Genomic DNA, 11,161 nt, shown 5'->3' with positions numbered 1-11,161 from the left:
CTGCCCGGCAACAATTCCGCAACGCTTTTACCGAGCGCCCTTCGCGCTAGCAACAACCCCTCGGATGTTGAAGAGTCAAGTGCGGGCAGAGGCCTGTTCGTGCGGACTAACCGGATCGATTCTTTGACCGGGCTTTGGTGAATTTGGCAAGGCGGTGCTCTCGCCCGATCACCGCCTTCGCTCAACGCTCACCACCGCAAGTCGGCCAGAAACGGCACGTCGGTCCGATACTTCTCCAGCGCGTCGAAATCCAGTCGACTGCTGATGCAATCCTCGCGATCCGCGGCGTCCGCCAGAATCTCACCGTGGTAATCCACAATCGCCGAGCGTCCATTGTAAACGTATTGCGGGTCGGTCCCGGCGCGATTCACGCCGACGACATAAGCCTGGTTCTCGATGGCGCGGGCCTGGAGCAGTCGCGTCCAGTGGTGGGTGCGTTTCACCGGCCAGTTGGCAATGACCGTGAACAGATGCGGCTGATGCGAGGCCGTTGCCTCGCGAAAAATCTCGGGGAACCGCAGGTCGTAACAGACGAACATGGCAACCTTCCATCCCTGCCAGTCAAACACCGTCGGCCGTTCGCCCGCGGCGTAGGCCTTCGATTCACCACCGGGCGTGAACGGGCGCATCTTGGCGTAAAACGCCAGCAACTCGCCCGTCGGTGAAAACGCCAGCGATTTGTTGCGCGCCTTGCCATCGCGACCCCGCATCGGCGCGCCGCCGATGAGGCAGACGCCGAACTCCTTTGCCGTGGTCGCGAGAAACTGTTCCGTTTCTTCGCCATACGCTTCGGCCATCGCACCAGTGTTCATGGTGAATCCGGTGGCAAACATTTCGGGCAGCACAGCGAGTGAATCCTTTTCGGGCGCCGCTTTCGCCAGCAGACGGCGAACCTTGTCGAAGTTCGCTGCCTTGTTTTCCCAGGCGATGTCGAATTGGAGTGCGATGACGTTCACAGTGGAAGGATGGTCAGGTCCCGCGTCCGGCGCGAGTCGTCATTATAGCGCGGTTTCACGGGCGGTAGATCACGGCGTTCAGGACGATCCTCGCGTAAGCAGGGTTTTCGAAGTCCTCTTTGCGATGGCCCGGCATCAGATAGACGATCCGGCCCTTCCCGGCCGGTTTTGTCCAGCCGGCGTCGTCCTGCACGTAAACCACGCCGGTTTTTTCATCCCGGTATTTGAGTCCCATCAGCACGGTGCGCGGGCCGGCCAGGACATGGTTCAAGTAAACCTCGGAATGTTCCAGCCGGAACGCGGGCAGGCTGCTGACGCCCGGCGTGTTCGTGCTCGTATAGGAAACGTTCAACGGATAGGTGACGCGGTTCGTCATGATAAAATGCGCCGGGGCCAGATTCACCAGATCGAACGCGGCCGGTTCGATCCACTTGTATCCGCCCCGGTCGAGGCCGCCTTCGGGCAGCGCGACGCCCAGAAACGAAAACCAGCGCCGGTTGCTCCGTTTGCCGGAGCTGATGGAATGATGCAGCAGCACGAGGTTTCCTCCGGCGTTCGCGTAGCCTATGAATGCATCTTCGGCCGTCTCCGAAAGCGCGCCGTGGATATAAACGACCACCGCCTCGAACGGCGTCAAAAGTGTCGGAAGCCCGGTCTGACTCACCAACCTGCTGTCGATGTGCTCCTCGCTTTTCAACCGCGCGGCGACCACTTCCATGGCTGGAAATTCGTCGGCCACGATCAACACTTCCGCCAGACTGTCCCTGACCATTCCCGCAAGGAACAGGCAAAGCACGGCGATACGCGCGTTCACGGCGACAGGATGGGTGGGCTTCGTCCGCGGGCAAGCAAAATCCCGTGACGGGCTTGCCCGCGCCGCGGCCCGCGTGATACGGTTTGTTTCATGGAAGCCGCGGACTGGGTCTGCCTCAGCGACGACGAGTTGCTGGAGAAGAGAATCTCCCAACTTGGACTGAAGCTCGACGGCACGGAACTCCAACCGCTCATTCAACGGCTTTACGGCGAGCTTTCGCAGAAAGGCCTTATTTTCCACCCGCCTTGCCACGTGGGTGACGAATGGTTTGTGCCGGTCGGCATCCCGGCGATCTTCGTTCCATTTTTTCTCGCGCACGACCGCCTCAGGAACCTCGAGCGCAGCATGATGCTGGAAGTCGAAGGGGAAACCCCGGACTGGTTCATGAAACTGATCCGGCACGAAGCCGCCCATGCCTACGCCTACGCCTACCAACTCTTCCGCAAAAAAAAATGGCAGCGCGCGTTTGGCCTGACATCCGCGGAGGAAACGCCGGAATTCTACCGACCGCGTCCTTACAGCCGTTCCTACGTTGTGCATCTGGACGATTGGTACGCGCAAAGCCATCCTGACGAGGATTTCGCCGAGACTTTCGCCGTCTGGCTTACGCCGGAACTCGACTGGCGCGGGCGTTACAAGGGCTGGAAGGCATTGCAGAAGCTGGAATATCTCGACGAGTTGATGCGCTCGCTTGCCGGCAAATCTCCCGTTCATCAGCCCGGCTACCGCGTGGCGGACCACGACTGTCTCAACATCAAACTCAAAACCTACTACGCGCGAAAACGCAAACAGTACGAGGACTCCTATCCTGATTTCTACGACAACGACCTGAAACAACTTTTTGCCGCCGGGCCCGACGTCGCGGGCCGCCTGAAGGCGTCCGCGTGGTTGCGCCGGCATCGCCGGCAGTTGATGGACTCAGTCTGTCAGTGGACCAACGAAAAGAAATATCGCGTCAACAAGCTGCTGGTGCGGCTGATTGATCGTTGCGATCAGCTCGACCTTCATGTCAAAAACGACGATCTCCAGCAGAACCTGCAGGTGTCCGCCTACGCCACCACGCTGGTGATGAACTATCTGTTCACCGGCAAATTCAAGCGCACCAAGTAACCGTGAAAAAGAAGCTCAAAGTTCTCGCGTTGTTTGACGCCATCGCACCGACTGCCGTCGATCAGGACCTGAGCGCGGAACTCAAGACCGAGGATTGGAAGACGGAGGCGAACGTCCTGAAGGCGCTGGCCGAACTCGGTCACACCACCGGGCATCTTGCCATCTTCGATGATCTCGATCTGGTGCGGCAGAAACTGCAGAGCTTCGAGCCGGACCTCATCTTCAACCTCGCCGACCAGTTCAAGAACAACCGCGCGTTCGACCAGAACATTGCATCGTTTCTCGAAATGCAGGGTCTGCCGTTCACGGGCTGCGGCTCCACCGGGCTCACGCTCTGCAAGCACAAGGGCATTTCCAAGAAGATCCTCAGTTACCATCGCATCCACACACCGGATTTCGTGACCCTCGCGCGCGGCAAACGTTTTGCGCGCCCCAAACGGCTCAGGTTTCCCATCCTGGTGAAACCGTTGAAGGAGGAGGCTTCTTACGGAATTTCGCAGGCGTCCTTCGTCGAGACGGACGAGCAATTCAAGGAGCGCGTGCAGTTCATTCACGAGAAATACGACAATGACGCCATCGCCGAGGAATACATCGAAGGCCGCGAGCTGTACGTCAGCATTCTCGGCAACCACCGGCTCCAGGCTCTTCCCATCCGCGAACTCGTATTCAAGGAGGTGCCGCCTGACGAGCCGAAGATCGCCACCTACAAGGCGAAGTGGGATGAGGAGTACCGCAGGCGGTGGGGACTGCAAAACCGTTTTGCCGAAGACATTGATTCCACCGTTGCCGTCCGCATCGAACAGATCTGCAAACGGATCTACCATCTGCTCACCATCGACGGCTATGCGCGCCTCGACCTCCGCCTTACTCCTAACAACGAGGTCTATTTCATCGAAGCCAACCCGAATCCCATCCTTGCCGAAGACGAGGACTTTGCGCAGTCCGCCCTCAAGGCAAACCTCCCCTATCCGCAATTGATCGCGCGAATTGTCCGTCTGGGGCTCGACAACGCTCGTGATTGACGGCGCAGCGGGCGCGGGCGGCATGGCTTATTTCGCCGGCCATTCCGGAAACGTGACCTTGTAGAAATCGAGATTGGTTGAATTGAGATTGAGGTAAAGGGTCAGTTGGTCCGGTCGCGCGTGTGAATAATCGAGTTGCCAGGCGCTGTCACGGCGGAGCTCGTCGTTCCGGCCCCGATAGAGAATCAGGCGAAGGCCGATTCCGTCGAGCCTGCGCAGTTCGGCGAAGAATTCGTTGAGCGACGCGGCGTCGCCTTCAAAACTCAACCGCGTGCCCCAGTCCGGCGGCCAGTAACTGACTATTCCGTCAACGAACCGGAATTTTTCATCCCGGACGACTTTCCGGATCGCCTCTGCTTTCCCCGGGTCGTAGTCCTTGGGTAACTCGATGTCCCGCCCGATGGGGCGGCTCAAGGCGAACGCTGCAACCGGCACGAGAGTCGCGCACAGGAAAGCCATCCATTTTGCTCGCAATTTCATAATGGGTCCTTTCTCAGGGGTCATATGGTCATTGCAGGCAGGGTTGGACGGGAACCTCCTTGAAATGCTCTCGCTTGGTTGGTTCAGGTTTTTGTGTAACCGCGGAGACACGGCGATTGTCGCTATCGTAACCATGAATACCCAAAGAATGAACGTTTCCGTCCTTGCGGTTGCGATGCTGGCAATGCTCACGGCCCCTTTCTCCGCAAAGGCGCAGCGCGGCGGCCCCCAGGGCCCGCAGGTAGTGTCACCCGAGGTCTCTGCCGACCGGCGCGTCACGTTTCGCATCCTTGCCCCGAAGGCGGAGGCCGTGCGACTCAGCGGCGGCGATATTCCGGGCAACGGCCAGGGCGCTGCCATGACGAAAGGAACCAACGGCGTCTGGGAAGTCACGCTTGGCCCCATCGAGCCGGGCGCCTACCGATACAACTTCAACGTGGACGGCGTTTCAGTGATTGATCCGCGCAGTTCCAACATCAGCGAATCCAACAACAACATCTGGAGTCTGGTGCATGTGCCGGGCGCAGACTTCATGGACACGAAGGATGTTCCCCACGGGGCGGTTTCCGCCGTGACCTATTACTCGACGGCGTTGAAGAGGTTTCGACGGATGCACGTTTACACGCCGCCCGGATACGAATCGGGCAAGGGCAAGTTCCCCGTCTTCTACCTGTTGCACGGAGCCGGTGATTGTGATGAAGCCTGGACCTCGGTCGGCCGCGCGGGCTTCATTCTCGACAATCTCATCGCCGCGGGGAAGGCCAAGCCCATGGTGGTCGTGATGCCTGCCGGGCACACCAGCGCGTTCCGGTTCGGCGGGCCGCGGTCCACGGTTGACGAGTTCGCGCAGGATTTTGTGAGCGACATCATGCCGCACGTGGAGAAGCACTATCGGGTTTACACCGATCGGCAGCATCGCGCTATTGCCGGACTTTCGATGGGAGGCGGACAGACGCTGAACATCGGAATTCCTCATCTCGACAAGTTCGCTTATCTCGGCGTTTACAGTTCGGGGATTTTTGGAATTACCGGCGGCGGACCGGGCGGCGCGCCACAAGGTCCGAGCTTCGAGGAACAGCACAAGGCGATCCTTGACGACGCAAAATTGAAGAAGGGACTCAAACTGTTCTGGTTCGCCACCGGGAAGGACGATTTCCTGATCGCCACTTCACGGGCGACGGTCGAGATGTTCAAGAAGCATGGTTTCGATGTGCAATTCAAGGAGACCGAAGGCGCGCACACGTGGATTAACTGGCGCAATTACCTCAACGAATTCGCGCCGCAGTTGTTTCAGTAGGTCAACACACGTCAACGCGCGGGCTTCTTCGCTGTGTCGGCGGGATAATCCTGGCGCGCCTCGGCAGTGACCGGTTTCGAATCCGCGGGCGGCGTTACGCCTGCGGCCAGCATCACGCGATGGAGCGCGGCGATGGTTTCGGCCGAAGGTTTGAAGTTTCCTGGACGATGGCCTTCCGCGATCAATAATGGCGTCCAACCCCATTTGTTCTTTTTGTTCCAGACTTCGATTTTCGTGCCATGATCGGCAAGGAACTGAATCGCCTTCGGCATGTTTTTGTAGGCCGCGCCGTGCATGGCCGTTTCCCCGTTGCCATCGACCGCATTGACATCCGCGCCGAGTTTCAAAAGCAGTTGCACCGTTTCGAGCACTTCCGGCTCTGTTCCGGCGACTTCATCCGCCTCCGCTCCGCCGATCCCGACTCCGCACGCGGCGATTAGCGGCGTGCAGTTGTCCGCGTTCCCCAGCAATGGGTCGGCACCCAACTCGACCAGCAGACGCATGAGCGCGACATCATCGGTCCCGGCCGCCATTAAAAAAGGTGTGGCGCCGAGTTTCGTGTAAAGACCTGGTCCGCCTCTGCCGGTCTTCAGGCGCGCATTTACATCCCCACCGCGTTTCACGAGTTCCTTCACGAACTGAAGACTGCTGAGATTTCCGGACCCAATGGGAGGCGGGTCCCCGTCGTCGCCATCGCCGCGATTCGGTTTGCGGACCCAGGTCAGCGCGTGAAGCGCGGTGAAACCCGAACGCTGATCGTTCGGATCCGCGCCTGCTTCGAGCAACTCGACCGCCAGCTCGAAGTGACCGTTCTCGACCGCCAGGATCAACGCGCTGGTTCCTTTCCTTGGACCCTTGCCGTTTGGTTTCTTCGGCTGCATCGTTTCGTTCACGTCCGCGCCCGCCTTCAACAAGGCGCGAACGACACCGGTCCGACCTTCGCGCACGGCGAAGAAAAAGGGAGTGAAACCGGAGTCCGGCAGCGTCGCGTGGATGTCCGCGCCGGCTTTGAGCAGCAGTTCGACGACTTCGGTATGACCTTCTGAGGCGGCCCACATGAGCGCCGTTTGTCCGCGACGTTCCTTCGCGCTCACGTCTGCGCCGCGCTTAAGCAGCGCTTTGACCGGCCCGGGCTTGCCGGTGCGCGCGGCGGTCATCAGCACGGTTTCACCGCCGTGTAGAGCGGTGTTCGGGTCCGCGCCGGCCGCAAGCAGCGACTCCACCAATTCGGTGTCTCCGTTCACGCAAGCCATCGAGAGGGCGGTGATGCCGTAACCGTTCGTCGCCTTCGCGTCGGCACCCGCTTTCAACAGCAACTTCGCCGTTTCGAGATCGTCTTTGTACGCCGCCCAATGCAACGCCGTCATGCCGTCCGCCTGGGGCGCGTTCGCATCGACGTGTTGTTTAAGGAGCGTGCGGATGGCTGCGCGATCTGATTTCTCGGCGGCGTCGGCCAAGCGGGAATCAGCGCCGAGTGCTGATGAGGTGACCGCCAGCGGCAGAATCGCCAAAAGCAGACGTCTAAGGGATTGTTTCATGTGCTCAAAGCAATGACGCTTGCAATTCGTGCGCAAACAGGTTGAGGCAGGACTGATCCGTCACAAAGTGAAACTCACCGCTAAGCTTGCCTGCAGAGAAAACAATCGAAACGACCGGGTTCGGGCCTGAAACGAGATCCGAGCGCGGCCCGAATTGCACCGAAAGGCGCTGACCCGGCAGACGCGCCAACTGAAAACATCTCGTCAGTCCATCCGAGACCAACTCATTCATTGGGAGACTGACCCATTTTGCGATGTGATCACGGAGTGCTTCGAGATCGTCGGCCCTCAGCCAAAGGCCATCTATCGTGGTTGAAAATGGGAACGTATGATCGCCATCCCAATGACATCCTTTTAGCTCAAGGCGCGACTCGAATCCAGGATCGTGGGCGTACTCCGTGGCAGCTCCAAACTGGATGCCGATCTCGGCTTCGCCTGAATTAGACCTGAGCACTGCATGCATGGATGTCCGGGTTAATCGTCCGTTCAAACCGCCAGCGGCTCAAACAGCTCATCCACCTTCCCGTTGCTGTCGGCAAACTTGTCGAGGTGCACGCCCACTTTGTCGAGGAGCGTCAGGTGGAGATTGGCCAGGGGCTTCGGCTTTTCATACCTGATATGGCGGTTGCCTTTCATTCCGACCGCGGTGCCGCCGGCGACCAGGATCGGCAGGTTTGTGTGGTCATGCACGTTGGGATTGCCAATGCCGCTGCCGTAAAGATAAAGCGAATGATCGAGCAACGTGCCATTCCCTTCCGGCGTCGCCTTCAGTTTCCCGAGAAACTCCGCGAACAGCGACACGTGGAACGCGTTGATCTTCGCCATGCGCGCGATCTTGTCCGGGTCGTTGCCGTGGTGCGAGAGCGGATGGTGCGGATCGGGCACCCCGATCTCCGGGTAGGTGCGATTGCTCGTTTCGCGCGCGAGCTGGAAGGTGATGATGCGCGTCACGTCGCCCTGCAACGCCAGCAATTGCAAATCGAACATCAATCGCGCGTGATCGGCGTAGGCGGCCGGCACGCCCACCGGCCGGTCCAGGTCCGGCAGCGGATTGTCCGCGGCGTCGGCCTCGGCCTTCTGAATCCGACGCTCGACTTCGCGGACGCTGTCGAGATATTGACTCACCCTGGCGCGATCGTCCGGCCCCAGCCTGTGTTGAAGGCGGGCGATGTCTTCGTTGAACCAGTCGAGGAGGCTCGCCTTTTTTTGGAGCGCGGCGCGGCGTTCGGCGACGCTTCCACCCTCGCCGAACAGGTTTTCAAAAACAATCCGCGGATGCGCCTCCGCCGGCAGCGGCGTCGTCGGTGACGACCACGAAAGATTATTCTGATAAACGCAGGCGTAACCGTTGTCGCACTGACCGACCACTTGCATCAAATCCATCGCCAGTTCCAGTGAGGGCAACTGCGTCTCCTGGCCGATGTGCTGGGCGGCGATCTGATCGACGGTGGTTCCCAGATAATAATCGGTGCTCTCGGTCAACTTTGCCTTGGCCGCGCTCAGGAACGCCGAATTGGACGTGGCGTGGCTGCCGGGGTAGGCGTTCTGCAATTCGAGATTCGTGATCGCGGTGACGTGTTCCTTGACCGGCTCCAGCGAACTGAGAATCGGCGTAAGCGCGTCCAGCTTTTCGCCGGACGGAGTCCAGCGCGTGATGTCGCAGCCCATTGGCATGAAGACGAAGCCCAGCCGGCGCACCGGGTTGGCCGCGGTTTTGACCAAAGGAGTTGCCGCCGGAACCATCGCTTCGAGCAACGGCAGTCCCAGGGTAAGTCCCATGCCGCGCAGAAACGTGCGGCGGGGCATGGCTGTTTTCGTGATGAAACTCATACTGACCTCATGGTTGGGGTTTGGTTGGATTTGCGAGCGGTTGTGAAATCGATTCTCGGATGCGTAACACCACTCGAAGCGTTCAGTTTCAGCAATGGCAGTGTCTTTGGTCCGGGTGGAACGGCCAACTTGGCCGTCTTCGGCGGCAACTTGCCGTCGATCTGAGTGCGTGAGCAGCCGGGACGACACAATGGTAATGGTCGCCGAACGCGCCCGGCTGCCGTGCTGGTAGCCCGGCATAATGGACCGGCGGCCTGTTCCACCTGGAACGCTCGTACGCCATCGCGACTAAGGTCCGCTGCTGATGTGAGGCGACTCACGGTGAAGTCCTCCTCATCGTAAACGGCGTGCTGTTCACAATTCCAAGGATAATCGATGAAAAGCGAAAGTCATCTGCTTTCGCCTGGCGCACAATCCGGCGGACCGCCGGGGCGTCGTAGTATTCGACGCCGCGACCCAGCGCGAAGGTCAGAAGTTTTTCCGTCAGAGTCCCGACAAAAATCTCCGGGCGATGCAGCAAACCTTGTTCGAGTCCGGACACGCCGGTGAACTTGCTGCCATCGGGGAGGCCGCCCGAGGCGTCGATCGGCCGGCCTTCTTCAAACGTCCGCCAGCGACCGACCGCGTCAAAATTCTCCAGCGCAAAGCCGGCCGGGTCCATCAGGTTATGGCAGCTCGCGCACTGCGCGTTCGCGCGATGTTCGGCCAGCCGCTCGCGCACCGAAAGCGTCGCCGAGATCGTGTTGTCCTTCAGCGCGGGCACGTTCGGCAGCGGCGGTGGCGGCGGGGTCCCAAGAATGTTGGTGAGAATCCATTTGCCGCGAATCACCGGCGAGGTGCGCGTGGCATAGGACGTCACGGTCAGAATGCTGCCCTGCCGCAGCAGGCCGCCGCGTTCGCTGTCCTTCTCCAGCGCGACGCGACGAAAGCGGCTGCCATAGACATTCTGGATTCCGTAGTGTTTCGCGAGACGTTCGTTCAAATACGTGTAGTCCGCCTTCAGCAGGTCGAGCACGCTGCGGTCCTCGCGCATCACGCTTTCAAAAAAGAGTTCGGTTTCCTGGCGGAACGCCTGGCGCAGATTGTCATCGAAGTCGGGGAACAGGCGCAGGTCCGGCGTCAACGATTCCAGATTGCGCAAGTAAAGCCATTGCTCGGCGAAATTGTTCACCAGATTTCGCGAACGATCGTCCGCCAACATGCGTCGCACCTGCTTCTCCAGCACCTTCGGCTTGTGCAACTCGCCGCGAATCGCCGTATCGAGCAGTTCATCATCCGGGATGCTGCTCCACAGAAAAAAGGAGAGGCGCGACGCGAGTTCGAGGTCGCCGAGCCGGTACGCAGTGTGCGCCGGCAAACCGGCAGGGTCCTGTTCGACACGGAACAGGAACTCCGGACTCGCGAGCACCGCGCTCAAGGCCGTCTCGATTCCGGCTTCGAAGCCTTCTTTCGCCCGCGTCTTCCGATAAAATTCCAGGGGCTTTCCCAGATCGGCGTCGGTCACCGGCCGACGGTAGGCGCGGCGCATCAGCGTGGACAGGATTTGCTTTGCGCAGGGTTCCTCTTCCTCCGGTTTTGCCGGCCTGGAAACGAAAATCCGCCGCCTGCTCGGCGTGTCTCCCGGTCCCGTGGACTCGTAGGGGCCGTTGATCGAAACCTGGTAGATGGCCGGGCCGATGCGCGGATGCCGGTGCAGATTGAAGTGCGCCTGATAAGGCTGGCGTTTCGTTTGCAGCAACTCCGACGGATTCTTCACGAACGTGATCCCGAGTTGATGCGGGCCGGCCTTCGCCGGAATGCGCGCCTTCAAATGCTGGTCCACCTTGTCGAAATTCCTGTCCTTCGGCGGCGCGACCGTGAACGACGCCACGCGCTCGCGGTCGAGCAGCACGACGACCTCATGGGACTCGTGCAAGCCCTCGACTTCGTCGTTCCGATCCCGCGTCAATCGGATCTGGATTTCGTATTCGCCATCCCGCGGAAACGTGTAAGGAATCAACGTGCCGCCGCGGGTCCCGATCGGCAGCCCCTCGACGCGCTCCTCTTGCGTCACGTCCGCCGGGATTCGGAACGTGTCGCCGCCGGGCGAACGGCGCGGCGCTCCGATCGCGAGC

The 11,161-nt window shown here is 60.1% G+C and carries 10 protein-coding genes; 3 read left to right on the top strand and 7 right to left on the bottom strand.

The genetic code is table 11. The features are described from left to right. Positions 1-188 precede the first annotated feature (188 nt). Positions 189-956, bottom strand: a complete 768-nt coding sequence (locus VN887_09990; protein ID HXT40342.1) for a nitrilase-related carbon-nitrogen hydrolase — start codon at positions 954-956, stop codon at positions 189-191. A 55-nt stretch (positions 957-1,011) separates the two neighbouring features. Then, positions 1,012-1,770 (bottom strand): ThuA domain-containing protein, encoded by a 759-nt coding sequence (locus tag VN887_09985; protein ID HXT40341.1) that lies wholly within the window; start codon positions 1,768-1,770, stop codon positions 1,012-1,014. A gap of 90 nt (positions 1,771-1,860) precedes the next feature. On the opposite strand from VN887_09985, the gene VN887_09980 reads away from it, so the two are divergent. Both VN887_09980 and VN887_09975 read left to right on the top strand, forming a co-directional pair. Then, positions 1,861-2,880 (top strand): hypothetical protein, encoded by a 1,020-nt coding sequence (locus VN887_09980; protein HXT40340.1) that lies wholly within the window; start codon positions 1,861-1,863, stop codon positions 2,878-2,880. Between the two features lie 2 nt (positions 2,881-2,882). Beyond that, positions 2,883-3,902 carry a hypothetical protein gene (locus VN887_09975; protein HXT40339.1) on the top strand — a complete coding sequence of 340 codons (1,020 nt, stop codon included), beginning with the start codon at positions 2,883-2,885 and terminating at the stop codon, positions 3,900-3,902. A 27-nt stretch (positions 3,903-3,929) separates the two neighbouring features. Here the strand turns inward: VN887_09975 and VN887_09970 are convergent, their stop codons facing one another. Then, positions 3,930-4,382: a hypothetical protein gene (locus tag VN887_09970; GenBank protein HXT40338.1), complete on the bottom strand. Its 453-nt coding sequence runs from the start codon at positions 4,380-4,382 to the stop codon at positions 3,930-3,932. 148 nt (positions 4,383-4,530) lie between these two features. Here VN887_09970 and VN887_09965 point away from each other — a divergent pair, with 148 nt between their 5' ends. Beyond that, the gene (locus tag VN887_09965) at positions 4,531-5,679 is read left to right on the top strand and encodes an alpha/beta hydrolase-fold protein (GenBank protein ID HXT40337.1); all 1,149 of its coding nucleotides are present in this window, start codon (positions 4,531-4,533) and stop codon (positions 5,677-5,679) included. Between the two features lie 11 nt (positions 5,680-5,690). On the opposite strand, the gene VN887_09960 is transcribed toward VN887_09965, so the two are convergent. The 4 genes from VN887_09960 to VN887_09945 all read right to left on the bottom strand — a co-directional run. Then, positions 5,691-7,217 (bottom strand): ankyrin repeat domain-containing protein, encoded by a 1,527-nt coding sequence (locus VN887_09960; protein ID HXT40336.1) that lies wholly within the window; start codon positions 7,215-7,217, stop codon positions 5,691-5,693. A 4-nt stretch (positions 7,218-7,221) separates the two neighbouring features. After that, the gene (locus tag VN887_09955) at positions 7,222-7,680 is read right to left on the bottom strand and encodes a hypothetical protein (GenBank protein ID HXT40335.1); all 459 of its coding nucleotides are present in this window, start codon (positions 7,678-7,680) and stop codon (positions 7,222-7,224) included. A gap of 23 nt (positions 7,681-7,703) precedes the next feature. Further along, the gene (locus tag VN887_09950; protein ID HXT40334.1) at positions 7,704-9,038 is read right to left on the bottom strand and encodes a DUF1552 domain-containing protein; all 1,335 of its coding nucleotides are present in this window, start codon (positions 9,036-9,038) and stop codon (positions 7,704-7,706) included. Positions 9,039-9,363: 325 nt separating this feature from the next. Further along, on the bottom strand, positions 9,364-11,161 hold a 1,798-nt coding region (locus VN887_09945; GenBank protein ID HXT40333.1), incomplete at its 5' end, for a DUF1592 domain-containing protein.

Source organism: Candidatus Angelobacter sp., assembly GCA_035607015.1.
In the GTDB taxonomy this organism is placed as follows: Bacteria; Verrucomicrobiota; Verrucomicrobiia; order Limisphaerales; family AV2; genus AV2.
The sequence above is the reverse complement of the archived record's forward strand: the minus strand, read 5'-3'. Positions and strand labels throughout refer to the sequence as shown.